Origin of the sequence: Lentiprolixibacter aurantiacus (assembly GCF_026241225.1) — a bacterium.
Classification (GTDB): domain Bacteria; phylum Bacteroidota; class Bacteroidia; order Flavobacteriales; family Flavobacteriaceae; genus Lentiprolixibacter; species Lentiprolixibacter aurantiacus.
Genome location: NZ_JAPFQP010000001.1, coordinates 440933 through 466825 on the forward strand (window position 1 = coordinate 440933; position 25893 = coordinate 466825).

The window sequence follows — 25893 nt, forward strand, 5'->3', positions numbered from 1 at the left end:
CAGACTATCTAACTTTTGCTTTTTGTATTTTTAGTTTCTGGAGCCGGAACCTATGCTGTTTCGTCTTTTCAGGATTGCTAACATCAAAAGATCATAATGGCTATTCAACCCCCCTTTAACCTGCTCAAATGGATCGAGGAAAACAGGGACACCCTGAAACCTCCGGTGGGCAATAAAAACTTGTACAAGGATGCCGGAGACTATATTGTAATGGTAGTTGCCGGACCCAATGCCCGAAAGGACTACCACTACAATGAAACCGAGGAATTGTTTTACCAGCTGGAAGGAAACATTGAGGTTCACATACAGGAAGACGGGAAGAAAAAGACTTTCAAGTTGGGGCCAGGCGATATGTATCTACATCCGGCTGGCATTCCACATTCCCCGGCTCGTCTGGAGGGCTCTATCGGCTTGGTTGTGGAAAGAAAAAGGGATCATCTGAACCTTAAGGATGGCCTGATGTGGTTCTGCGACAATTGCAACCACAAACTATATGAAGCCTATTTTGAGCTGCATGATATTGAAAAGGACTTCCTGGGACACTTTGAAACGTTCTATGGATCGGAGAGCCTCAGGACCTGCGATAAATGCGGTACCGTTATGGAAACCGATGAACGTTTCCTGCCTGAAAAATAGGATGTAAAATGGATGTGATTGCCACCATTTTAATTATTGTCATTGCCCTGATGCACCTTTACTTTCTCTGGCTCGAAATGTTTGCCTGGACCAGCCGGGGCAGGAAGGTATTCAAAAGCTTGCCCCCGGAGCTGTTTGAACCCACTAAAACCCTGGCAGCCAACCAGGGGCTTTACAATGGATTCCTCGCCGCAGGACTGGTTTGGAGCCTCCTGATCGGGGAGCCCGAATGGCAAAAGGCCGTTGCGCTCTTCTTTTTAAGCTGTGTAGCTATTGCCGGTATTTACGGCGGTATTTCAGCAGACAAAAAGATCTTTTTGGTACAGGGAGTACCGGCACTTATCACCCTGGTGCTTATCCTCCTTTTCCAGAGCTGAAATCCCTTAAATTACCCGGGCTTTGGAGGAGGTGTTCAGCTCTATAATTCGTAGCTTTGCAGCAGTAATTTACTCACCGATAAAATAGCAAACCATGTCTGAAATTGCACTGGATTTTGGAATTCAGGAAGCCCTAGAAAAACTGGGCGTAAAAGAAATCAATGAAGGAACCTCCACCGGTTCAGAAAATTTTGCCTCCGGGGAAACGATAAGCTCTTATTCACCTGTTGATGGTGCCCTGATAGGCACAGTTATCGGAACCTCAGAAGCCGATTATGAAAAGGCAATTGCAACTGCCGGGGAAGCCTTCAAAACATGGAGACAGATTCCTGCTCCTCAGCGCGGTGAAATCGTCAGGCAGTTTGGGGAAAAACTCAGGGAACTGAAAGAACCCCTCGGTAAACTGGTTTCCTATGAAATGGGGAAATCCTACCAGGAAGGTCTTGGAGAAGTGCAGGAAATGATAGACATCTGCGATTTTGCAGTTGGTCTTTCGCGCCAGCTCCATGGCCTTACCATGCATTCCGAGCGACCCCTGCACCGTATGTATGAGCAATACCATCCCCTGGGGATCGTTGGCATCATTTCGGCATTTAATTTCCCGGTAGCTGTTTGGTCATGGAATACCGCACTGGCCTGGGTTTGTGGGGATGTATGCGTATGGAAACCTTCTGAGAAGACCCCGATATGCGGCATTGCATGCCAGAACATCATTGCAGAAGTGCTCAGGGAAAACTATCTTCCTGAAGGTATTTCCTGCCTGATTAATGGAGATTATCGGGTTGGGGAGTTTATGACCAAAGACAAAAGGATTCCCCTGATCTCTGCAACAGGTTCTATCAGAATGGGGAAAATAGTAGCACAGGCCGTGGCGGCCCGTTTGGGTAAATCCCTGCTCGAACTGGGCGGGAACAATGCTATTATTGTCACTCCTGACGCGGACATAAAGATGACGGTTATCGGGGCTGTTTTCGGCGCCGTGGGTACAGCCGGACAACGATGTACCTCAACCAGAAGGCTAATCATCCACGAAAAGATTTATGAGCAGGTTAAGGAAGCCCTGGTCTCAGCCTATGGTCAGCTCAGAATTGGCAATCCTCTGGACCAGAACAACCACGTTGGGCCACTGATTGACAAGGATGCTGTTGAACTCTATCAGAAAGCCCTGGAAAAAGCAGAGCAGGAAGGCGGAAAGGTACTGGTTCAGGGAGGGGTGCTTGACGGTCCAGGTTACGAAAGCGGCTGCTACGTGAAACCGGCTATAGTGGAGGCCGACAATTCTTTTGAAATTGTTCAGGAAGAAACTTTTGCCCCAATCCTTTATTTGCTGAAATACAGCGGTGAGGTCACCAATGCTATTGCTACACAGAACAATGTGGTACAGGGACTTTCCTCGGCCATTATGACCAACAACCTCAGGGAGGCAGAACAATTCCTTTCGGCAGCAGGCAGTGATTGTGGTATTGCCAATGTAAATATAGGTACGTCCGGAGCAGAAATAGGAGGTGCCTTTGGAGGTGAAAAGGAAACTGGTGGCGGAAGAGAATCGGGTTCTGATGCCTGGAAAATCTATATGCGCCGACAAACCAATACCATCAACTACAGCACGGAGCTCCCACTGGCACAGGGGATAAAATTCGATCTGTAAAATATTCAACTGGAGTTAAATCCAAATAGAAAGACCGCTGCATTAAACAATTGCAGCGGTCTTTTATTTAGCGATTAATCGATTCCCTTAAACTAAGGCTTCAGAATTTCAGCAATTGTCTTGACAAATTCCTCATTCCATTTGTCGATTTCATGACCCCCTTCATATACCTTAAGCTCAACATTAGATCCGGATTCCTGATATTTTTCTCTTAATAGCTTTGGTTCATCAGTATATCCTCCGGTTTCCTGATCCCCGTATTGCAAATAAAGGTCAGGGTATTTGGTGTTGGAATTCCATTGGTTACTGGCAACGTTTGACCCCAGGGTAGAATAACAGATAAAAGTTCCTATCAAATCCGGGTGCTTATTTAACAGGTTAGCCCCAAATCCGGCCCCATTGGAGTAGCCATAAAAGATCCTGTCCTCTGGAGTCAGTTTTTGATTAAAGTCAGATTCTACCTTTGAAATAAGTTCTTCCTTAAAATAGCTCATATGGTTGGCAAAAAGATTCTCCGTTCCTGGCATTGATCCGCCTGGGTTATTGGTCTCTACATACTCAAAAAATCGATAATGCAGAGCAAAGGTCTGACCATCTGCTGTTTGAATTGTAGATCCGGGGATTTCATTGGTATTCGAATGACTTCCAATATAAATGACAGGTACTATGCTATTCGAATCTATCAAAGAATCCAGCGCAGGTTTTATAAAACTGTCTTTTAAAGATTCCTCCCCGTCTGTCCCATAAATTATGGGATAGCTTTTGTTACGGTCAAAGTCCTTTGGGAGGTAGACATTATGTTTTCTGTATCCCTGTAAAGATTCACTGTAAATAGAATCTGTATAGAATTTTGAGGGAATTTCTTTTGATGGTTTTGCATCCTGACATCCAATAGTAGTAGTCACGACTAATGCAAATAGGATTACTTTGAGAAATTGTAATGTATTGGTTGTTCGCATTGTTAAATATTAATTGGCGATGGCTAAAATAGATATTCTCCCTTCTGCATAACCCTAAGTAAATGTTAAGTATTGCCTTGCCTGCCTTACATATTCACAGGCATTATCTTTTATAAGTTCAAACCCCTAACATGTTGTCAATTAGTCGATGAATTTTGATTAACTTGTAAGGGAGTACTAACCATATAAAGACAAACAAAATGGACAATTCTAATATCTCCTACTGGCTATTATTGCTTGGGGTTGGCATAATTGGATTCCTGATAGGTTATTTCCTTAGAGGTGGAGGCAAAGACAAGAAAGATGAAACAGAAATTGCCGAATTAAAGAATAAGTTGGGTTCTCTGGAGGAGGAGTTAAATTCCTGCCAGAAAGCCCTTGAAAATGCGAAGGCTGACGGACAGGATCATAACTTCGATTTTAAGACGGCAAAAGCAGTATTTGGCAAAACCATCAAACAGGACGACCTCAAGGTCATCGAGGGGATCGGACCGAAAATAGAAGGCCTCTTTCATAATTACGATATCAAAACATGGGATGCGCTTGCCCATGTCTCGGTTGCCAAATGCCAGGAAGTCCTGGAATCAGGAGGGGATCGATACAAAGTACACGATCCTTCATCCTGGCCTATGCAGGCTATGATGTGTTATGAAAATAAGTGGAAGGAACTCTACCGCTGGCAGGAAGAGCACAAGCACGGCAAACTTTAGTTTCTTCCCCTTTCCTGAGGATACAAAGTGTAAACCGGGTCGCTCTGCCAGAACACTTTGGTATCAGTATCAATTACTGAAAGGGATCCTTTAAAAGCAGCCCCTGTATCAATATTCCAAACACCGGAAGCACAATAGGGCGTAGACTTCCCTATTCGGGTTACCGGCGTATGGCCAATATAAATTTCCTCATACCGTTTCAGGCGCTGCGGGTATTTAGGGGACTCCCGGGGGAGGTTAGGGTCCAGGGAAAGCGCTAATTCCCATAATGTACGATCCCAGTAAAAGGTCTTGGAAAAATACTCCTGCCCTACTCCATTTAAGTTGGTGAAGCCTGCATGCAGGTAAAGCCTGTTCTCTGCATCCAGGTAATAATCATCCAGCTGTTTGTAGAATTGCAGGTGGACGTCCCGTATGGGATCAGGCACATCCTGGTAAGAAGCCACTGTGGATTCCCCTCCACTGCGCAACCATAAATCGTGCGCCCGGCCTGATTGCAACCAATTCTGACACAATTCATCGTGATTGCCTTTCAGGAAAACACAGTTGTGGGTCACTTTAAGCTCAATGAGGAAATTTACGGTCTGAACTGCCTCGCTCCAGCCATCTACATAATCCCCAAGAAAAATCAACAGATCCTCAGTAGTAACCGCTGCCCGTTCCAATACCTGTTCCAGGGCTTTTAGTCCTCCATGTATATCGCCAATTACCAATGTTCTCATTCAGCAAAAATCGGGATTATCAGTACAATCGCCATAACAAAAAGAACTAAAAAAATGATCCGGAAAAATTATGTGGTTCTTCTAATTACACTTAAATAAACTTTGACCGGGCTTTCAAAAAACGATAAAAGTTGCCCGTGCTGGTAAATCTGATTATTTTCGGGAAGATAAGCGCATACCATGAAGAAAGTCTTTTGTATTGGAGAACTCCTGATCGACTTTGTAGCCGAAAAACAGGGCAATGATCTCTCCAAAGCCGTCGAGTTCACAAAAAAGGCCGGGGGAGCCCCTGCAAATGTATCCTGCGCCATTTCCAGACTGGGCGGACAAAGTGCGTTCATAGGTTGTGTGGGCCATGATCCTTTTGGCAAGTTTCTGTTGGATGTCCTTATAGATAATGGAGTAGATTGTTCTCTGGTGCAAAGGTCGGATACCTTTACCACCCTGGCGTTTGTATCCCTGGCAGAAGACGGTGAACGCGATTTTGTGTTTAGTCGGGGAGCGGACATGGAATTACAGTATGACCCGGAGGTAAAGAAAGAGTTCAAAGGAAATATGATACATTTCGGAGCGGCTACGGCCTTGCTCGGGGGCCCACTGGAAAAGGCTTATGGTCATTACTATTTCGATGCCCTGACCCAGGACATTTTCATCAGTTTCGACCCCAACTACAGGGGAGACCTCTGGAAGAACAAGGCCGAGAAATTTGTCATGAAATGCCTTCCCTACATCGAAAAAGCACATTTATGCAAATTCTCTCTGGAAGAAGCGCAACTGATATCGGGAAAAGATGACCTGGAAGAAGCCTGTTCAGCCATACATGAAATGGGAGCAAGGATAATAGCAGTTACCCTGGGTAAAGATGGAACTTTCCTGAGCTCTTCAGGGCATACAATAACGGTGCCGAGCGTCCCCGTCACTCCTGTGGATACAACCGGCGCCGGAGATGCTTTTATCGGTTGTTTGTTATTTCAGATATCGCAACTGGAAAAACCAACCACCCTGTCACAGGACTTTCCCCTCCTGCAAAAAATGGTAGCAACGGCCAACAAGGCAGGAGCCATTACTACTACAAATTACGGGGCTATAGAATCCCTTCCCGACCTAAACGCTTTAAATACCTGATATGAACCAGGCGGAGCTTCACCGTTACTTATCAGCCGGGTGCCTCAATCCCCCTCAGGAGGCAGATAAGAAAGCCTTGTTTGAGCAGCGGCTTACGGCAAATCTCACCCTGATCCAGGACCTGTTCTTTTCCCTCTATCCGGAATCGGAATATGAGAAGTCTTTTGCCAAACTTCTTGCCATTTTACCAATCCTATTTGAGGGCAGGCCCGAGGGTTTAAAGCTTCGGGACCTGGAGAAGATGAAAGAAGGAAACTGGTACCTGTCTCAGAAAATGGCAGGGATGCAGCTCTATGTGGATCATTTCAGCAAAGATCTAAAGGGACTTAAAGATAAACTTCCCTATTTGCAGGATCTGGGAATTAACTTCCTGCACCTTATGCCCATTACCACCCGACCGCAAAAGGAGAATGACGGAGGCTATGCCGTTAATGGCTACACCCAGATTGATAGAAAATTCGGAACTAAAAAAGATCTGGCTTCACTTACTGAGAAAATGAGGGATAAAGGAATGTACCTCATGCTCGATTTTGTGGTAAACCACACTTCAGATGAATACCCCTGGGCGACAAAGGCCAAAAAAGGATCAAAGAAATACCAGAGCTACTATTATACCTACCCGGATCGCGTCTTGCCAGACGAATTTGAATTGTCCCTTCCTGAAGTTTTTCCGGAAACTTCGCCTGGTAATTTTACATACGATAAAGAGATGGGCCAATGGGTAATGACTGTTTTTAACCGGTACCAGTGGGACCTGAATTATACCAACCCTGAGGTCTTTCTGGCCATGCTTGAAAACCTGGTTAACCTGGCAAACCTTGGTGTAGATGTGGTGCGTTTTGATGCCCTGGCATTCCTCTGGAAAAAATTAGGCACCATTTCCCAGAACCTGCCGCAAGCCCACCGGCTGATCTCTTTATTCAGATTATGCCTGCAGGTGGTTGCCCCGGGAGTAATATTGCTGGCAGAAGCCATTGTTCCCCCCAGGGAAATCATGAAATATTTTGGGGAGGGTATCTACCGTGGCAACGAATGCGAGGTAGCGTACAACGCCACCTTTATGGCCTTGCTATGGAACAGCATTGCAACACGTGAAACGGAGATGATGCGAAAAAGCCTGGAGGACATTCAGGAGCGGCCAGAATCTTCTACCTGGATCAACTATGTTCGCTGTCATGACGATATTGGCCTCGGTTTTGACGATCGATTTATTTATGAAATGGGGTGGACTCCTGGTCCACACAGGCGTTTCCTTCTGGATTACTACTGCCAGCGCCTGGATTGGTCACCAGCCAAAGGCCAGATCTTTATGCATAACCCCAAAACCGGTGATGGCCGGATTACCGGGAGTGCCGCATCCCTGCTGGGCCTGGAAAAAGCGCTTGAAGAAAATGACAGGGAAGCAATTAAAATGGCAGTTTCAAAAATAATCATGATGCACGGACTTATCCTGTCCTATGGCGGAATCCCCATGATTTACGCCGGAGACGAGCTGGGGGCTTTGAACGATTACAGTTACCTGAAGGAAGAAGGGAAAAAACAGGATAGCAGATGGGTAAACCGACCCAGGCACCAATGGGATGAAATAAACAAAGAGCTGAGTAATAAGGATAGTGTTGTAGCCGAGGTTTATTCCAAACTTAAAAATCTTATCGCCCTGAGGAAGGAATTCCCCTGCCTGGCAGATCACAATAACCTCGATCTGCTGGACCTGGGCAATCAACACATTTTTGCTTTTGAAAGACGCAGTAAAGAGTCACCGGGGATTGTTGTCCTGGCCAATTTCGAAGAAAGCCCTCAGGTTATTGACAGCACTTTTTTGAAAAACCTCGGGTATGCTAAAAATGGCTGTTTGCAGGAGCTGATTAAAGGCAAAAAAATAAAATTGAGGAGTGGGTTATTGGAAATACAACCTTATGAACTGCTCTGGTTCCAACAATACTAACTGTACTTAACCTTTCGCAATACCCTTATCGCTTCCTTAAGGGATTGATAACTGGTCTTATCGTATTTTTTCAAGAAAGCCCTGGCATAATCCATTTGTTCCTTGGCCTCTTCGAAACCGTTTAAAAAGCAAATGAGGTAGGTGCTTGGAAGGTGTCTCAGGTCCTGTATTTCTGTTGGTTTCAGTTGGGCTCCCCGTTCCAGCTTGCTAATAAGGGCATTGTTGGCATTGTAAATATGGTACAGGGTTTTCCGGTCGTATTCAGGAGGGGTAAAAATAAGCTCGCTGTGGATATGATAGGTGCCGTTATCCTTAAATGCTATCCGCACTTTTTCCAGGGGGTAATACCTCTGGCTGCTCCCCAGACCAAGCTGAACATACTCCACTATACTGAAGGAATTAGAGTCAAACGTAATGGATATTTCATCCAGGGCCGAATAAAATAATTTTACCTGTTCATTGATTAATTCAATGTCTACCCTAGAGTAATATACCTCATCCTTGACTTTCTTTTGATTTCCCGCCCAGCAGACCACAAATTGCTCCTTAAAAACCTTGTAATGGCTAATCAGGTCGCTATGGCGGTTGTTGATAAAGTCGATTACCCCATCCAGGGTAAGTTCAATATTGTTTCGGGCGTGTTGTTCTATGGTGGCAACCGTTTCAGAATTGATATCCTTAAGGACCACATCGAATGCCTTTGGCATACTGATGCTACCTTCCCTGAAGAAGACCGCTCCACCATAGTACTTCCAGATATTGCGACGCAAAGCACACACTTTGCCGTTGGAGGTGATTGTCACCAGGCCTACAACCTTCCCCTCGGGCAATTGGGGAAACTGAATGTTCTCATATGAAATAAGCGGGGGGTTATCCAGGTAGGCATTTACCAGGTTCTGTATCTTGCTGTCGTCAAAGAAATCTACGCCTACTATCTTATTGTCCTCATCCTCAACACCAACCACTATGTAGGAATTGTTTCGCGGGTTGCTGTTTGCCAGGGCACAGACGTGCTTCAGGAACTTGGCCTTGCCCTCCTTCTCCCCTATATTGATAAAACGCTTTTTGTCGTAAAAACTATTCTCGTCATTGTGGGCGAGAAGGTTTTTTACAAGCAGGCGTTTATTAATCATAGTTCTTTCTTCACAATGGTACTGCTGGCCTGGGCTGTAGGCATTACAACCAGGTCAGCTATATTCACATGATAAGGGCGTGTAACCACAAATAGGATGATATCTGCAATGTCTTCCGGCCTAAGTGCCTGGTACCCGCGATAAACAGAGTCTGCCCTTTCCTTATCCCCTTTAAAGCGCACCTCGCTAAACTCTGTTTCTACAAGTCCGGGATTAACGGCTCCGACCCTTATACCAAATTCATTAAGGTCCAGGCGCATCCCCTGGTTAATGGCATCCACGGCATGCTTACTGGCACAGTAAACATTTCCCTTCGGATACACTTCTTTTCCTGCGGTAGATCCGATGTTTATGATATGCCCGGATTTCCTTGCAACCATTTGAGGGAGCACTGCCTTAGAAACATACAGCAGGCCCTTGACGTTTATATCCAGCATGGCTTCCCAGTCTTCCACGCTACCTTTATCAATGGGATCCAGGCCATGGGCGTTACCTGCGTTGTTAATCAGAATATCTATGGTGCTAAAGGCCTCGGGCAGAGCAGAGATCGCATCAAACACCTTTTGTTTATCCCGCACATCAAAATTCAGGGTAAGCACTTTGGTCTGTTTTCCCAGCTTACTATTTAGCTTATCCAGTCGGTCCTGCCGCCGGCCGCAGAGCACGAGCCTGTAGCCTTTCTCAGCAAATGCTTTAGCGGTTGAAAGGCCTATTCCACTGGTTGCCCCGGTTATCAAAACGGTTTTCTTATTCATTAATTCGGAGTTTTATGATTAAGGTACTTTATGCCCCTGGGAGGCTGTCAGCAGGGCAAACCAGTCTTCCAGTTCCATCTCAAGCTCCACCGCCTCCATAGATTCATTAAGTCTTTCCGGATTGGTGGTTCCAACAACGGGATATGCCCTGGCAGGGTGCTTTAATATCCAGGCCAGCAAAAGTTGGCTTGGGGAGGCATTGTACTTCTTTCTCAATGGTTTAAGTGCTTTTTTAATGCGTTTTCGCTGTTCGTTCTTTTCCCGGAAATAACTGCCAAGCGGACTCCAGGACATCAGCATGCGATCGTTTAAAAGCATATCATCCAAAGTACCGTCAAACATAACCGAGTGGGCGGTAAGTGAGAATTCTACCTGGTTGCCGCTTACCGGGATTTCCTTTTCAATAAGGGCAATTTGAGAAGGGGTAAAATTGGAAACACCGAAGGACCTCACTTTACCGGATTGCATCAATTCCCCGAGGGCTGCTGCAACCTCTTCCGGATGCATAAGCGGACTTGGGCGGTGCAATAAAAACAGGTCCAGGTATTCCGTTTGCAATTCCCTGAGCGACCTTTCTGCTGACCAGATAATATAATCCTTCCCGTAATTATAGTGTTTAACCTTGTTCTCCCGTGCCTCGCAAACGTATTGGATCCCGCATTTAGTGATGAACTGCAGCTGCTCCCTTTCAATACTGCTCTCCGCAAAGGCTTTCCCGAAAGCTGCCTCCATGGTATAGCCGCCATAAATATCGGCATGGTCAAAAGTGGTAATCCCCATCTCGAAGCACTGCTGTATCAGGCTTGCCATTTCCCTGGTGGATAGTTGTTTACCCCATGGCCCCCAGGTCATGGTGCCGGAAATAATCCGTGAAAATTGGTTCTTGTTTTTCATATGTGGGTTAAAATAAAAAATATATCCCTTAAATACTTCATAAAACTAAGCAGTTACGGGGATTTTTAACCAATCATTAACAGCCAAAACGTAAATAAATTTTCAATTTGCGAGTTACGAAAAAAGCAGCCTTTTGATAAACCTTTACTAAGACTTTTACATGGAACAAAATACCGCATTGGATATAAGCGCAGTGAATGAAAAAATAGCACAGGAGAGCGCCTTTATTGATCTGCTGATGCTGGAGATGGATAAAGCCATTATCGGACAAAGACATATGGTTGAGCGATTGCTCATTGGCCTGTTGGGACAGGGACATATCTTGCTGGAAGGAGTTCCGGGTCTCGCTAAAACTTTAGCTATCAATACGCTGGCCAGAGCCGTTAAGGGAAGCTTTAGCCGAATCCAGTTTACGCCTGACCTTTTACCCGCCGATGTAATAGGAACTCTGATCTACAACATCAAGGAAAACGACTTTTCAATCAAAAAAGGGCCTATTTTTGCCAACTTCGTTCTGGCAGATGAGATCAACCGCGCCCCCGCCAAGGTGCAGTCGGCCCTTCTGGAAGCCATGCAGGAGCGACAGGTAACCATAGGTGACGAAACCTTTCCCCTGGACAAGCCCTTTCTGGTAATGGCCACACAAAACCCGGTTGAGCAGGAAGGAACCTATCCATTGCCGGAAGCACAGGTAGACCGTTTTATGCTCAAAACCGTCATTGACTACCCAAAAATGACCGAGGAACAACTGATTATGCGCCAAAACCTGTCCGGAGGGCATGAAGCAATTAAACCGGTAATAACCCTGAAACAGATTCTGAATGCCCAAGCGGCGGTCCGTGAGGTCTACATGGATGAAAAAATTGAAAAATATATCCTTGACCTTGTCTTTGCAACCCGCTATCCTGAAAAATACGAGTTGAAAAACCTGAAACCGCTCATCAGTTTTGGAGCTTCTCCAAGGGGTAGTATCAATCTGGCCAATGCAGCAAAATGCTACGCCTTCATCAAACGAAGGGGATATGTGATTCCTGAGGACGTGCGGGCTGTGGTTCACGATGTACTGCGTCACCGTATTGGGATCACTTACGAGGCTGAGGCAGAAAATATCACTTCAGAGGAGATCATTAATCGTATCGTCAACGAAGTTGAAGTGCCCTAGACGGCTATGCAGCCCTTAAACCAGGGGCTGTGAATTTTCCCTGGTTGCGGACTGCAATCCTGAACCAGATACCTAAGTCGAACATCCGTTAGAGCGTCATGGATACTAAAGAGCTTTTAAAGAAAGTACGGAAGATCGAGATTAAGACGAGGCGCTTATCCGATCACATTTTTGGAGGGGAATACCATTCTACCTTCAAGGGCCGTGGTATGACTTTCAGCGAAGTTCGGCAGTATCAGTTTGGAGATGATGTGCGCGCGATCGACTGGAACGTTACCGCGCGTTATAACGAGCCGTTTGTAAAGGTGTTTGAGGAAGAAAGGGAGCTTACCATGATGCTCCTGGTAGACATCAGTGGTTCGGAGCTATTTGGAACGGTAAATCAATTTAAAAAAGGTATCATCACGGAAATCAGCGCTACCCTTGCCTTTTCAGCACTGCAGAATAACGACAAGGTTGGTCTTATCCTGTTTTCTGATGAAGTGGAGCTATTTATCCCCCCAAAAAAGGGTAAGAGCCATGTGCTCAGGATTATCCGGGAACTGATCGAATTCAAGCCCAAAAGTCGGAAAACGAATATAGGGGAGGCACTGAAATATTTTACCAGTGTGATCAAGAAGAGGGCTATTGCCTTTGTTTTGTCCGATTTCATTTGTGACAATTACGAGCGCACCCTGAAAGTTACCGGAAACAAACATGACGTGACAGGTATACGGGTGTATGATTACAACGAGGAACATATCCCTAACCTGGGACTGGTCCAGATGGAAGATGCGGAAACGGGGGCTGTTGGCCTTGTGAACACACAATCCAGGAAAGTGCGCAAGGCATATGAAGCATACCACCGGGAGCGGGTAGATTATTTTAATGATGCCTTCACCAAATCAGGTTGTGGCACGTTAAGCTGCCGTGTAGATGAAAGTTATGTAAAAAAGCTGTTGGGTTATTTTAAAAGAAGGGCATAAGTATCCATGAAACTGATTTTTAACTCATATCGTCCATTTAAAATTGCCTGCAGTTCCTGCGGGTTGTTTTTGCTGGCCTTGAGTTTTTGTTTCACAGGTTTTGGCCAATCGCCCGTCATCAAAACGGAGGCCGATACCACCCAAATCAGGATCGGGGAGCAGATCCAGCTAAAAATTACCGTGGAAGCAGATTCAGCTGCTCAGGTGATATTCCCTGAAGGGCAGACTTTTTCACCACTGGAAACTGTAGAAGCATTCAAAACGGATACCAACAGGGTTAATGACCGTATGATCCTGCAAAAGATATATGCCCTGACTCAATTTGATTCCGGGCAGTATGTTGTTCCCATCCAGAGGATAGAAATAGATGGGGCCGGATATTTTACCGATTCCCTGATGGTGGCGGTTGGTACTGTTCCGGTAGATACCACTACCCAAAAGATGTACGACATCAAACCCCTGATCCAGGTAGAAAAAAACAATACTGCATTCTGGATTAAACTGCTTGTATCCATCCTTGTCCTCGGGCTTTTGGGATGGATAATCTATCGCGTATTTTTCAAAAAGAAACCCCTCACCCAGGAAGAAAAAGAGGCAATTCTTCCACCTTATGACCGGGCCCTGATGGAATTAAAGCGACTGGAAAATTCACGATACCTCATCCAGGATGAATACAAAAAATATTATTCCGAACTTACTGCTATAGTCCGCGCCTATCTCGAAGAAGAAGTACATATCAGTGCGCTGGAAAGCACTACTCAGCAGCTGATTGAAAAAATTGAACTCCTGAAAGATGCGGGGGAGCTCAACCTGGAAGAAGATACCATTAATCAGTTCAATAAAATACTGCAGACGGCAGATTTGGTAAAGTTTGCAAAGTCCAAGCCCCCAACCAATGTTGCAGAAAATGACCGTTTGGTGCTGGAGCAAATCGTTACTAAAACACATGAGGCTATCCCTGAACCAGATGAGGAAGAACTCATGCAAAGGGAAGAATATCTTCTGGAACTCGCTCGACAAAAACGAAAGAAAAAGCGAAGACAGTATGGCATTGCAGCCTTGATTGTTGTGCTGCTTTCCCTGGGTTCACTGGCTGTTTATATGGGCCCTCAAAATTTCTGGGACACTGTTTCAGGGAACCCTACCAAAAAATTACTCGAAAAAGATTGGGTTTCCAGCACTTATGGGTTTCCACCTATCAGCCTCGAATCCCCTGAAGTTCTCCTGAGGGAGTACAAAGAACTTTCTGCAGAGGAAAAAGAAAAGATCAGGGAACAACACATCTTTGAATACAGCAATCCGGATGCCCTCTTCAAAATTGGGACCAAATCAACCGTATTGGCACAACCCGAAGAACCTGATTATGAAAAGACACTGGAACAGGTTCTAAAAGACCTCGGGGAGGCAGGGGCCCGTAACCTGATTACTAAACAAGAAGAATTCACCACGCAAACCGGGGTGAAGGGCATAAAGGTTTACGGCAGGGGAACTTTTTCCCTTCCTGAATCTAACGAATCAGAACGCGGGCAATACGCCATTTACCTGTTTGGGGGCAATGGTTTCCAGCAGGTAATTGTGCTTACCTGGCAGGATGACGACCCTTATGCCGAAGAAATTATAGATAGAATTCAAAACTCATTGGAAGTTAAAACCGAAGCCTAGTGTTTGAGAATATAGAATTTGCCCACCCTCAATTCTTCTGGCTGCTGCTCTTGTTGCCGGTAGCACTACTTTGGTATTTCCTGAAACGGAAACAGGAAGTTGCCTCGTTAAAAATTTCAAGTACCGGGGGCTTCCAGGTAAATAGCATTTTACCCAGGCTCAAACCCGTACTTTTTATCCTCCGCCTGCTGGCTCTTTCTGGTATTATTGTAGCCATGGCCAGGCCTCAAACGGAAGAGATCTCTACCCGTACCAAAACCACTAGGGGGATCGACATTGTTATGGCGATTGATGTTTCCTCGAGTATGCTGGCGCGCGACCTCAAGCCCAACAGGCTTTCGGCTTTAAAGGAGGTAGCTGCAGATTTCATAGAGCAAAGGCCCAATGACCGTATTGGCCTGGTGGTCTATGCCGGAGAAAGTTATACCAAAACCCCTATTACCAGCGACAAGAACATCGTCTTAAGCGCTCTGAAGGACATCACCTACGGGGAACTTACCGATGGTACGGCAATCGGTATGGGACTGGCCACCTCCGTTAATCGATTGAAAGAGAGTAAATCCATTAGCAAGGTGATCATCCTGCTTACAGACGGAGTCAATAATTCGGGATTCATTGAGCCACAGACGGCGGCCGACCTTGCTATTGAATTCGATATCAAGACCTATACTATTGGTCTGGGAACCAATGGCAATGCCCTATCCCCCATTGCATACAATGAGGATGGCTCTTTCCGATATGGGATGAGGCAGGTTGAAATTGACGAAGAATTGCTTCAGGATATTGCAAACACTACCGGTGGAAAGTACTTCCGCGCAACTGATAATGAAAAGCTGGAGGCAATATACGAGGAGATCAATAAGCTAGAAAAAACGGAAATAGAAGAATTCAAATATTACAGGTACGAGGAAAAATTCAGGCCATGGGTATTGATTGCCGGCGCCTTGCTTCTTCTTGAATGGCTATTGAGAATTTCTGTATTCAGGAGTTTTATATAAGCGCATATGATACAAATTGACGAACAGGCATATTTTTATTTGTTTTTCATCATCCCGGTGGTGATTGTCCTTTTTGTGGCGTATCAGATCTGGAGAAAGAAGACCAGGCGCAGATTTGCCAATCCCCTTCTATTAAGGAGGCTAAGCCCTGAACGATCCAGGTATAAGTCAGTATTGAAACTTATCTTCTTCCTTATCGGGCTGACATTCCTGATCCTCGGTCTGGCCAACCCTAAAATCGGGACTAAATTGGAGACGGTGAAACGCGAGGGGGTCGACATTGTTTTTGCAGTTGACGTTTCCAAAAGTATGCTTGCCGAAGATATTGCCCCCAATCGACTTGAAAAGTCAAAGCGGCTGGTTTCAGAAATCATAAACCAACTGGCCAGTGACAGGATCGGCATTATTGCCTATGCAGGACAGGCTTACCCACAATTGCCCATAACCACAGATTACGGTGCAGCCAAGATGTTCCTTCAAAGCATGAATACCGATATGCTTTCCTCCCAGGGTACGGCTATTAATGAAGCTATTGACCTTGCCGCAACCTATTACAATGATGAGGCACAAACAAATCGCGTTCTATTTATCATTTCAGATGGTGAGGACCACTCAGGAGGGGCAACCACAGATGCCGTGGAACTGGCAGTGGAAGAAGGCATAAAGGTTTTCACTATAGGAGTGGGTACATCCAAAGGAAGTACTATCCCCATTAAGCGAAATGGCGTGGTGGAAAGTTATAAGAAAGATGCAGAGGGCGAAGTGGTTATCACCCGCCTGAATGAGGAAATCCTGATAGAAATTGCCGAGGAAGGCAATGGGGAATATATCAATGGTGCCAATACCGAAAATGCTGTCTCCGCTATCAAGGAAGAGTTATTGGAAATGGATAAGAAAGAGTTTGAAGCCAAGCAGTTTGCAGAGTTCCAGGACCAGTTTCAATGGTTTTTGGCTGCAGGATTGTTATTTCTATTTTTGGATGTTTTCCTGCTGGACAGAAAAACACAGTGGTTGAAAAAACTCGATCTTTTTAACGAATGGGAAAATGAATAAGACCTATTACATACTGTCTTTAGCCCTGATATTTTTATCAACCCTGTCTGTACAGGCCCAGGAAACCGAAGCGGATCCTGAACATGAGAAAGCATTGAGGCGGTCTACAAATCTCACCTGGGAAGCCAACAAAGAATTGTCAGAAAACGACTTTGTGGGTGCGGAGGCAGACTACAGGAGAGCTATTTCAAAAAGCACTGAAAACATAGCAGCCCCCTATAACCTGGGTAATGCCTATTACAACAGGGAGAGTTTTAGCGAGGCTTTTGGCCGATTCAAGCAGGCCGGGGAACTTGCCATCGAAAAGGCCGATAAGCACAGGGCTTTTCACAATTTGGGAAATGTCTTTATGAAAAATAAAGAATACCAAAAAGCTGTAGAGGCCTACAAAGAGGCTTTGCGGAACAACCCAAAAGATGAAGAAACCCGATACAACCTCGCATTGGCAAAGGAAATGCTGAAAAAAGACCAGGAAAACCAGCAAAACCAGGACAACCAGGATAACCAGGAAGATCAGGACGAAAAAGACGAGAAAGAGCAAAACCAGGATAACCAGGGGCAGCAGGAACAGGACCAGAATCAGGAGCAACAGGATCAGCAGCAGGGCGAACAGGAGAAAGAAGAAAATAAAGAAGGTGAGGGAGAGGAGAAACAGGAGCAGGAAAAACAGCCTCAAGAAAATGACGGGGAACAAAAAAAGCAACCCAAGCCAAATCAATTATCCCCACAGCAAATAAAGAACCTGCTGGAAGCCATGCAAAATGAAGAGAAGAAGGTGCAGGAAAAAATGGATGCTAAAAAGGTGAAAGGAGCAAAAATTAAAAACGTAAAAGACTGGTGATAAGAAAAGGGCTTACATACCTGATGTTTTTGTTTGCCCTGGTGCTTTTTGTTCCCACTCAGGCACAGGATAAGGACGAGGTACTCTTTGAAGTAAAGCTCAGTAAGAAATCACTCGGGATTAACGAGCGCCTTTCTGTTGAATTCAGCATGAACCGCGACGGCGATAATTTTCAGCCACCTGATTTTGAAGGTTTTAGAGTTGTCATGGGACCTACCCAGTCTATCAGCTCCATGTGGGTAAATGGGGTGAGGAGCTTTTCAAAATCCTATTCTTACATTCTGGCTCCCACAGCGCGCGGGACTTTTACCATAAAACAGGCAACCATTGTGATTGATGGAGAAACCTATAAATCACTCCCTGAAAAAGTAACGGTAACGGCAGCTGTAGACAAGCCAAGTGATGAAAAAACCGTAGATGATATCGCAAGTGAAAACCTGCATCTGGTTGCCGAGGTTTCCAAAACAGACCCCTATCTGAATGAGCCTGTGAGCGTGGTATATAAACTTTATGTAAGCCCTGCTATCAATGTAAACGACTTCAGGCCCCTGGACAACCCAAAATACAATAACTTCTGGAGCCAGGATCTACCCCTGACCCGATACACGGTTGAAAACACCACCTATCAGGGCAAACCATATCGCTATGTGATCCTGAAACGGGTGGTCCTGTACCCTCAGAAAAGTGGAAAGCTGGAGATTGAACCCCTCTCATTGGATGTAACCCTTGATGTACCAACAGACAAGCGCGACTTTTTTGGACGCCGTACTTACAGGCAAACCAACATGACCGTAAGCGCTGGTAGGCGGACTATTAATGTAAAAGCCCTTCCCCTTGCCGGGCGGCCGGAATCCTTCAACGGTGCTGTTGGTAAATTTGATTTCTTTGTAAGCACTTCAAAAGAGGTACTCAACGCATCTGAGTCCCTCCAGGCAAAAGTATCTGTTAAGGGAAAGGGCAATCTGAAACTCTTTCAACTTCCTGAACCCAGCCTGCCAAGTGCCCTGGAAGTCTATGAGCCAGAGTTTGATGAAAATATAAGGACCACCCTGACCGGTATGCAGGGGGAGGTAAGCAATTCGTACACCATTGTACCGGCGTATCGCGGGAAATATCCCATTCCGGGGATCTCCTTTACCTATTTTGATCCGGAACTGGAGAAATATATAACGCAGAGTTCTGAGGAGATTACTATCAATGTGCTCGAAGGGCCTCAACGCGAAAGCCCTACAAAAGAAGCCACTACCACCAGACGACAGGCCGTGACCGTTGAAGCGGGGAGCCAGTTTAATTTTATTAAGCTCAAACCCAACTTACAGGAAATAGGATATAAATTTTTCTTTGGTTCAACCGGTTTTTATCTCTGGCTGCTCTCTCCCGTATTATTGATCCCTATCGCAGTTTTATTTGGGAAAAAGCGGGAAGCCATCGCCAAAGATATTGAAGGCAGCAAGGTCAAAAAGGCCAATAAACTGGCCAGAAAATACCTGTCTACCGCTAAAAAAGCACTGGGAAACAAAGAAGCCTTTTATGTGGCCATGGAAAAAGCGCTTCATAATTACCTGAAAGCGAAACTAAAGATTGAAACCTCCGAATTTGCCAAGGAAAAAATTGCCGCCCTTCTGAAAGAGAAGGGGTCGGATTCAGTGACGATAAATGGGTTTATAGGCCTGATCCAGAACTGTGAAATGGCCAGGTATAGTCCATTTTCCAATGTGCAGATGCAACAGGATTATGAGAATGCAAGTGACGTAATCTCCTCATTGGATAAACAGCTATGATTATGAAACGGCACCTGTTTTTGCTAATGCTTTTTCTCGCCCCAACGGCTTATGCTCAGTTGGAGGTTCGTTTTGACAGCGCTACCGTGGCCTACAACAACGGGGACTATGAGAAGGCCATCTCGTATTATATGGAGATCCTGGATGAAGGGCAACACTCGGCGGCCCTGTATTACAATCTGGGTAACAGCCACTACAAACTGAATCAAATTGCCCCAAGCATTTACTATTACGAGAAGGCCCTATTGCTGGCTCCCAACGACCAGGAAATCCGGAATAACCTGGTTTATGCCCAAAATATGACCCTGGATGCCATAAGCCCCCTTCCGGAAACTACTTTATCCCGCTTCTACAAGCAGGTTACAGGAATCCTCAGTTTTGATGGTTGGTCTTATCTGGCGGTTGTTTTTGTTTTGGCCTTTGTTTTGTCCTATATACTTTTCTATTACCTGAGATCTTCCACACACAAACGAATTGCCTTTATCAGCAGCCTGATTGCCATTACCCTAACGGTAATTTCGGTTGTAATTGCCTTTCTGCGTTACCAGGACTTTATGGAAGACCAACCAGCCATTATTTTTGACGAGGAGGTAAACGTCAAGGCGGAACCCAATGAAAGGAGTGAAATTGCATTCACCCTGCATGAAGGCACCAAAGTGAATGTCCTTGAGGAGTTTGACGCCTGGAAAAAGATTGAGCTTTCAGACGGACAAACCGGCTGGATGCTCTCCGAATCCCTCAAAGAACTAAAGGATTTTTAGTTTTTTAACAGCCTATTTCCCGTATTCTTTTATATTTGTTAGTAACGGTTTGGAATGTACAGAGCAAAAATCATACATGCGCTGCTGGCTATATGGCTATTTGCAGTTATTGCTCCCCCGCTGATCACCCTGGTCAACGAGGATGAGCGGGTATATATTTCCATTAACCAGAATGAGGAAGAACAGGAACAGGGAAAGAAAGACAATACTGAAGAAAAAATAGTACAGGAAAGCCTGGAATACGCTAGTCTGCTTTTTTTCAGGACAAGCAGGAACTTTAATTCTGAAAACACAGGCGAAGTACTTCCCTGCTTCCTTGAAATCCCGTTACCTCCCCCCGAATACAAGGTGTAGCCTAAGCCTTCAATTATTTCAACAAACCAATTATTAATTCACCTTAAAAGCAATTGAGGTGTAACACTTTTGTATTATGTTCAAGTATTTAAAAAATGACCTGCCGGCAAGCGTGGTAGTGTTCTTTGTAGCGCTTCCCTTATGCCTCGGGATCGCCCTTGCCAGTGGCGCTCCTTTATTTTCTGGTTTGATCGCCGGGATTGTAGGAGGTATTTTTGTTGGCTCCCTGAGCGGTTCCCACATAGGAGTAAGTGGACCCGCCGCCGGATTAGCAGCCATTGTTCTGACTGCCATAGCTACCCTGGGTAGTTTTGAAAACTTCCTCCTTGCCGTTGTACTGGGGGGTGTTATTCAGCTCCTTTTCGGGGTTCTTAAAGCAGGTATAATCGGGTATTATTTTCCTTCCTCGGTAATCAAAGGAATGCTTACCGGCATAGGAATTATCATCATTCTTAAGCAAATCCCCCATTTTTTCGGGTATGACGCTACTCCGGAAGGGGATTTTTCCTTTATTCAAATGGATGGGGAAAATACCTTCACCGAAATTTTGCAAAGCCTCAAATACATCAGTCCGGGAGCTACCTTAGTAGCAGTAATCGGACTTGGTATTCTGATCCTGTGGGATCGGGTACTCACCAAAAAGGCCAAAATATTCAAACTGATCCAGGGACCTCTGGTGGCTGTTATTGTGGGAATCGTTTTCTACGTACTTACCCAAAACAACAGCTTGTGGGGTATTTCCTCAGATCACCTGGTAAGCGTTCCCGTGCCAGGGGATATAGACTCCTTTCTGGGGCAGTTCAGTTTTCCCAATTTCGGGGCCATCCTGAACACGGAAATCTGGATTACCGCCTTTACCATAGCCCTGGTAGCCAGCCTGGAAACCCTGCTTTGTGTTGAAGCTACCGACAAACTAGATCCCGAAAAAAGGGTTACACCAACCAACCGCGAACTTCTGGCACAGGGAACCGGGAATATCATTTCCGGTATGATAGGTGGACTGCCCATTACCCAGGTAATCGTTAGGAGTTCGGCTAATATACAATCCGGAGGGCGCACCAAATTATCAGCTATTATACACGGTTTTTTCTTGCTCATTTCAGTATTGCTTATACCCAGGTTACTCAATATGATACCCCTTTCTGTTTTAGCAGCTATTCTTTTTATAGTGGGTTATAAACTAGCCAAACCGGCATTATTCAAGCAAATGTATGCACTGGGCTGGAAGCAGTTTGTTCCATTTACGGTGACCGTACTGGGTATAATTTTTACGGATTTGCTGGTTGGTATCGGATTAGGATTGGGTGTTGGTATCGTGGTTATCTTAATAAAAAGCTACCAGAACTCCCATTTTCTGCATATTGAAGACAGGAGCAATGGCAGGCACAAGCTTAAGATGACCCTCGCTGAAGAGGTTACTTTTTTCAACAAAGGAGCGATACTTAAAGAACTGGATGCCATCCCCGAAAATTCTTACCTTAAGTTAGACATTAGGAATACCCGCTATCTGGATAACGACATTGTTGAGATCCTTGAGGACTTTTCCGAAAAAGCCAAATCCAGGCACATAGATATTATCATTGTATCCGAAAGGGGAGAAGTAGAAAATCCGGATAGTTACATAGAATTTTTCAAACTGTGGCCGAAATCGGCTTAACCTTTTAAAACAAATAGCATGATAAACGCACAAACCAAAGAATCTCAGTCCCAAATTACACCGGAAGGGGCTGTATCACTTTTAAAAGAGGGCAATGCTAGATTTCGGGAAAATAGGAAGGCAGACCGTGACCTGATGGTACAGGTATCTCAAACAGCCGGTGGGCAATATCCCTTTGCCACCATCCTGAGTTGCATAGATTCACGCGTTTCCGCGGAACTGATTTTTGATCAGGGTGTTGGAGATATTTTCAGTGCCCGTGTGGCTGGCAATATTGTCAACGAAGATCTTTTAGGTAGTATGGAATTTGCCTGTAAGCTGGCTGGAACCAAAGTGATTGTTGTGCTTGGACATACCAGTTGCGGGGCTGTAAAAGGGGCCTGTGACGATGCCAAACTAGGTAACCTCACAGTACTTGTTAGCAAGATCAAACCAGCGGTGGAAGCTGTTACCCAGCCCGAGGATCCAAAAATGCGAAACTCCAAAAACCTCGATTTTGTTGACCGTGTAGCTGAAATGAACGTTAAGCTAACCATAGAAGACATCAGAAGGAAAAGTCGGGTGCTTCAGGACATGGAGGAATTTGGTGAAATCCAGATTCGCGGAGCCATGTATGATATTAAATCCGGTAAAGTTACCTTTATGGATTAAGGATAGTTGTTTAGAAGGTTCTAAAGCCCCTGAAACCAAAATCAGGGGCTTTTTTCATTTTAATACTTTAATTTGTATCCTCAACCTTTTCAACCTGACTAAAAATTGAGAAAGCATTTTGCGCATTTTAGGGGAGACCTGCTTGGGGGTATAACCGCTGGTGTTGTAGCCCTTCCTCTGGCACTGGCATTCGGGGTTTCTTCCGGTTTAGGGCCGAGCGCCGGGCTTTACGGTGCTATCTTTATCAGTTTTTTTGCAGCCTTGTTCGGAGGCACCAATACGCAGATATCCGGACCCACTGCCCCAATGACCGCTGTCAGTATGGTGGTCATTTCAGGGATAATTGGCCTTTATGATGGTAGTGTGGAAAAGGCTCTCCCCGCCATTCTCTCAGTATTTCTCCTTGCGGGCCTCTTCCAAATAGGGCTGGGCCTTCTAGGTATTGGCCGCTACATTCGCTATATCCCCTACCCGGTGGTTTCCGGCTTTATGACGGCAATTGGGGTCATCATCATAATTACCCAGATCATGCCGGCCATTGGCTATTATCCCAAGGAAGACGAGGCTTATGTTGAACCTTTTAAACCGCTGGCAGAAGAATTGATCCTCGAAAACATTTTAAGGGAGGAGGCTGGGGAAGGCATCCTGGTCCTTGAAGATTTTGAGGAAACTATAAAACGGGCAGAAGAAATCAGCGATTATACTATCGCTGAAGAAGCCCGTACCCTGGCCGCTAAGGAAGCTTCAGGTGTTATGGGCGCCATAAAGGCACTGCCCAGGGGGTTTAAAAACATCAATTGGCTGGAGCTCATCCTTACACTGGTCACCGTTGCCATAATTTACAGTTTTAAGCGCATTACGAGAGTAGTTCCCAGCACACTGGTGGCTCTGGTGATTGTTTCCGGGATTGCCTACGGATTTGGACTGGACTACAGGACTATTGAGGAAATTCCCGCAGGTTTTCCGGTTCCCAATCTCGAGGTTTTTACCGAATTTAAGTTCAGTGTAATCAGTCCCTACATATTCACAGCCCTGACACTGTCACTCCTGGGAGCCATCGATTCCCTATTGACTTCTGTAGTGGCCGACAACATGACCAAAACCAAGCACAAACCAAATAAGGAACTGGTGGGTCAGGGTATCGGGAACACCATTGCTGCCGTTTTTGGTGGTATCCCTGGTGCCGGAGCAACCATCAGAACAGTAGTCAACATAAACTCAGGAGGAAGAACCCGACTTTCCGGGATGATATCAGGTGTTTTACTATTGATGATCCTGCTGGCCATGGGGCCCGTTGCCTCCAGGATACCTGCGGCCGTACTTGCTGGCATCCTGATCACAGTTGGCATCAGCGTTATGGATTACAAAGGCCTCAGGGCAATCCCCAGCCTTCCCAGGGATATTAAATTAGGCCCGCTGAAATTGAGCTCAGAAGTAATTATAATGCTGGTGGTACTCGCACTTTCAACCTTCTGGAACCTTGTCTATGCCGTTGGGATAGGGCTGGTAATTGCTTCATTGATGTTTATGAAGCGTATAGGCGACCTTACCGGTAAAAGGTCTGATGTAAAATCATTGTCCAAGGAGGTTGCCTGGGCCGATGAAAAGAACTTCCCCTCATCCCTGAAAGACGAAGTCTTTATAAAACACCTTAAAGGTCCCTTGTTTTTTGGGACTGCCAGTGATTTCCTGCAATTGGCCCAGCAAATACCAGATACTGCCAGGACGGTTATTATTCGTTTGGGGCGCACGCAGTACATGGATCAATCCGGGCTGTATGCCATGGAAGAGGTACTGCAGGAATTACGGAAAAAGAAGGTTCAGGTATTGTTTGTGGATGTTATGGATCAGCCGCGTTACATGATGGAACGAATTGACATTATTCCGGATCTCGTGCCCCTGGAGCATATTTTTCAAACCTTCGATGAATGTGTGATCTGGATAAGGGAACAAAATTCCCAATAAAAAGGGTGTTTGCATATCATTTACTTTATCTCCGTGCACTAAAGGAAGAAATTTAAGAATTGTATTACCTTTGTCCCGGTCTGAAAAGCCCTGATCATGGAGCACAACATGATAAATGAACTCAAAGAGCATATAGCCGAGGTAGAAAATTTTTCTGCGGAAAACCTGGAAGCAGTAGAATCCTTTCGGATCAAATATTTGGGCAAAAAAGGGGTGTTGAACCAATATTTTGCTGCCTTCAAGACCATTCCCAATGATCAGAAGAAAGAATTCGGGAAGACCATAAACCTGCTCAAATCAAAGGCAACGGATAAGGTGGCTTCCCTGAAAAGTAGCCTGGGTGGCCAGGAGGCTACTGGCAAAAAGTATGGAGACCTAACCCGGCCGGCTGAGAGTATGCCCCTGGGATCAAGGCATCCTATTTCCATTGTAAAGAACCAAATAATTGATATTTTTTCACGGATAGGATTCAATGTTTCGGAAGGCCCCGAGATTGAGGACGACTGGCACAATTTCACGGCACTGAACCTCCCGGAACACCACCCTGCACGTGATATGCAGGATACTTTTTTTATCCAGACCAACCCGGACATACTGTTAAGGACGCATACTTCCTCCGTCCAGGTTCGCTATATGGAAAAACACAAGCCGCCAATCCGGACTATCTCCCCGGGACGGGTATATAGGAATGAAGCCATTTCTGCCCGTTCGCATTGCTTTTTCCACCAGGTGGAAGGTTTGTATATAGACAGAAATGTCTCTTTTGCTGATCTGAAGCAAACCCTCCAATATTTCACACAGGAACTTTTCGGAAAGTCAAAGATCAGATTGCGCCCCTCTTATTTCCCATTTACAGAACCTAGTGCCGAAGTAGATGTATACTGGGGCCTGGAGACAGAAACCGATTATCGTATGACCAAAGGCACCGGCTGGCTGGAGATCATGGGCTGTGGCATGGTAGACCCCAATGTACTGGACAACTGTGGGATTGATTCCAAGGAATATTCCGGATTTGCTTTTGGTATGGGAATTGACCGCATTGCCCTGCTGCTTCACCAAATTTCAGATATCCGCCTACTCAGCGAAAACGATATCCGTTTCCTGGAGCAATTCAGGAGTGCTCTTTAGGCTAATTCCAG

At 45.4% G+C, this 25893-nt stretch carries 24 protein-coding genes; 19 read left to right on the forward strand and 5 right to left on the reverse strand.

Annotated elements, in window-relative coordinates; all coding sequences use genetic code 11:
* Nucleotides 1-96 precede the first annotated feature (96 nt).
* The 3 genes from OO016_RS01955 to amaB all read left to right on the forward strand — a co-directional run bounded on the left by OO016_RS01955 (nucleotide 97) and on the right by amaB (nucleotide 2661).
* On the forward strand, nucleotides 97-636 hold the full coding sequence (locus tag OO016_RS01955) for a 3-hydroxyanthranilate 3,4-dioxygenase (RefSeq protein ID WP_266010366.1): 540 nt from the start codon (nucleotides 97-99) through the stop codon (nucleotides 634-636).
* Between the two features lie 8 nt (nucleotides 637-644).
* A complete protein-coding gene (locus tag OO016_RS01960; RefSeq protein ID WP_266010368.1) occupies nucleotides 645-1013 on the forward strand; it encodes a DUF1304 domain-containing protein in 369 nt (122 codons plus the stop codon).
* Between the two features lie 94 nt (nucleotides 1014-1107).
* Complete coding sequence (gene amaB / locus OO016_RS01965; protein ID WP_266010369.1) at nucleotides 1108-2661, forward strand: L-piperidine-6-carboxylate dehydrogenase; 1554 nt, start codon at nucleotides 1108-1110, stop codon at nucleotides 2659-2661.
* 92 nt (nucleotides 2662-2753) lie between these two features.
* Here the strand turns inward: amaB and OO016_RS01970 are convergent, their stop codons facing one another.
* Nucleotides 2754-3620: an alpha/beta hydrolase gene (locus OO016_RS01970; protein ID WP_266010370.1), complete on the reverse strand. Its 867-nt coding sequence runs from the start codon at nucleotides 3618-3620 to the stop codon at nucleotides 2754-2756.
* Nucleotides 3621-3820: 200 nt separating this feature from the next.
* On the opposite strand from OO016_RS01970, the gene OO016_RS01975 reads away from it, so the two are divergent.
* On the forward strand, nucleotides 3821-4330 hold the full coding sequence (locus tag OO016_RS01975; RefSeq protein WP_266010371.1) for a helix-hairpin-helix domain-containing protein: 510 nt from the start codon (nucleotides 3821-3823) through the stop codon (nucleotides 4328-4330).
* Here the strand turns inward: OO016_RS01975 and OO016_RS01980 are convergent.
* Entirely contained in the window at nucleotides 4327-5052 is a 726-nt protein-coding gene (locus OO016_RS01980; protein WP_266010372.1) for a metallophosphoesterase, read from the reverse strand. The two genes, OO016_RS01975 and OO016_RS01980, sit on opposite strands and share 4 nt — an antisense overlap.
* Nucleotides 5053-5232: 180 nt before the next feature.
* Here OO016_RS01980 and OO016_RS01985 point away from each other — a divergent pair, with 180 nt between their 5' ends.
* The gene (locus OO016_RS01985; protein WP_266010373.1) at nucleotides 5233-6177 is read left to right on the forward strand and encodes a carbohydrate kinase family protein; all 945 of its coding nucleotides are present in this window, start codon (nucleotides 5233-5235) and stop codon (nucleotides 6175-6177) included.
* A 1-nt stretch (nucleotide 6178) separates the two neighbouring features.
* Nucleotides 6179-8122, forward strand: a complete 1944-nt coding sequence (locus OO016_RS01990) for an amylosucrase (protein ID WP_266010374.1) — start codon at nucleotides 6179-6181, stop codon at nucleotides 8120-8122.
* Here the strand turns inward: OO016_RS01990 and OO016_RS01995 are convergent.
* The 3 genes from OO016_RS01995 to OO016_RS02005 are packed head-to-tail and all read right to left on the reverse strand — an operon-like array spanning nucleotide 8119 to nucleotide 10904.
* Nucleotides 8119-9255, reverse strand: coding sequence for an ATP-binding protein (locus OO016_RS01995; protein ID WP_266010375.1), 1137 nt, complete (start codon nucleotides 9253-9255; stop codon nucleotides 8119-8121). The genes OO016_RS01990 and OO016_RS01995 overlap by 4 nt on opposite strands.
* Nucleotides 9252-10010: an SDR family NAD(P)-dependent oxidoreductase gene (locus tag OO016_RS02000; RefSeq protein WP_266010376.1), complete on the reverse strand. Its 759-nt coding sequence runs from the start codon at nucleotides 10008-10010 to the stop codon at nucleotides 9252-9254. Before OO016_RS02000 ends, OO016_RS01995 begins: the two co-directional genes overlap by 4 nt.
* Nucleotides 10011-10028: 18 nt before the next feature.
* Entirely contained in the window at nucleotides 10029-10904 is an 876-nt protein-coding gene (locus OO016_RS02005) for an aldo/keto reductase (protein ID WP_266010377.1), read from the reverse strand.
* A gap of 160 nt (nucleotides 10905-11064) precedes the next feature.
* Here OO016_RS02005 and OO016_RS02010 point away from each other — a divergent pair, with 160 nt between their 5' ends.
* From OO016_RS02010 to OO016_RS02070, 13 genes are all read left to right on the forward strand, one after another.
* On the forward strand, nucleotides 11065-12066 hold the full coding sequence (locus OO016_RS02010; RefSeq protein ID WP_266010379.1) for an AAA family ATPase: 1002 nt from the start codon (nucleotides 11065-11067) through the stop codon (nucleotides 12064-12066).
* Nucleotides 12067-12164: 98 nt separating this feature from the next.
* On the forward strand, nucleotides 12165-13031 hold the full coding sequence (locus OO016_RS02015; protein ID WP_266010380.1) for a DUF58 domain-containing protein: 867 nt from the start codon (nucleotides 12165-12167) through the stop codon (nucleotides 13029-13031).
* 6 nt (nucleotides 13032-13037) lie between these two features.
* Complete coding sequence (locus OO016_RS02020; RefSeq protein WP_266010381.1) at nucleotides 13038-14693, forward strand: hypothetical protein; 1656 nt, start codon at nucleotides 13038-13040, stop codon at nucleotides 14691-14693.
* A complete protein-coding gene (locus tag OO016_RS02025; protein WP_266010382.1) occupies nucleotides 14693-15691 on the forward strand; it encodes a vWA domain-containing protein in 999 nt (332 codons plus the stop codon). The genes OO016_RS02020 and OO016_RS02025 overlap by 1 nt, the downstream gene beginning before the upstream one ends.
* A gap of 6 nt (nucleotides 15692-15697) precedes the next feature.
* Nucleotides 15698-16744 (forward strand): vWA domain-containing protein, encoded by a 1047-nt coding sequence (locus OO016_RS02030; protein ID WP_266010384.1) that lies wholly within the window; start codon nucleotides 15698-15700, stop codon nucleotides 16742-16744.
* Nucleotides 16737-17585, forward strand: coding sequence for a tetratricopeptide repeat protein (locus tag OO016_RS02035; protein WP_266010386.1), 849 nt, complete (start codon nucleotides 16737-16739; stop codon nucleotides 17583-17585). The genes OO016_RS02030 and OO016_RS02035 overlap by 8 nt, the downstream gene beginning before the upstream one ends.
* 23 nt (nucleotides 17586-17608) lie before the next feature.
* Nucleotides 17609-19366 (forward strand): BatD family protein, encoded by a 1758-nt coding sequence (locus tag OO016_RS02040; RefSeq protein WP_266011920.1) that lies wholly within the window; start codon nucleotides 17609-17611, stop codon nucleotides 19364-19366.
* A gap of 2 nt (nucleotides 19367-19368) precedes the next feature.
* Nucleotides 19369-20127, forward strand: coding sequence for a tetratricopeptide repeat protein (locus tag OO016_RS02045; RefSeq protein ID WP_266010388.1), 759 nt, complete (start codon nucleotides 19369-19371; stop codon nucleotides 20125-20127).
* Between the two features lie 54 nt (nucleotides 20128-20181).
* Nucleotides 20182-20481: a hypothetical protein gene (locus tag OO016_RS02050; RefSeq protein ID WP_266010390.1), complete on the forward strand. Its 300-nt coding sequence runs from the start codon at nucleotides 20182-20184 to the stop codon at nucleotides 20479-20481.
* A gap of 76 nt (nucleotides 20482-20557) precedes the next feature.
* Entirely contained in the window at nucleotides 20558-22138 is a 1581-nt protein-coding gene (locus tag OO016_RS02055) for a SulP family inorganic anion transporter (protein WP_266010391.1), read from the forward strand.
* 21 nt (nucleotides 22139-22159) lie between these two features.
* Nucleotides 22160-22789, forward strand: a complete 630-nt coding sequence (locus OO016_RS02060; protein ID WP_266011921.1) for a carbonic anhydrase family protein — start codon at nucleotides 22160-22162, stop codon at nucleotides 22787-22789.
* Between the two features lie 105 nt (nucleotides 22790-22894).
* The gene (locus OO016_RS02065; RefSeq protein ID WP_266010392.1) at nucleotides 22895-24754 is read left to right on the forward strand and encodes a SulP family inorganic anion transporter; all 1860 of its coding nucleotides are present in this window, start codon (nucleotides 22895-22897) and stop codon (nucleotides 24752-24754) included.
* 108 nt (nucleotides 24755-24862) lie between these two features.
* Complete coding sequence (locus tag OO016_RS02070; protein ID WP_266011922.1) at nucleotides 24863-25882, forward strand: phenylalanine--tRNA ligase subunit alpha; 1020 nt, start codon at nucleotides 24863-24865, stop codon at nucleotides 25880-25882.
* Nucleotides 25883-25893 lie beyond the last annotated feature (11 nt).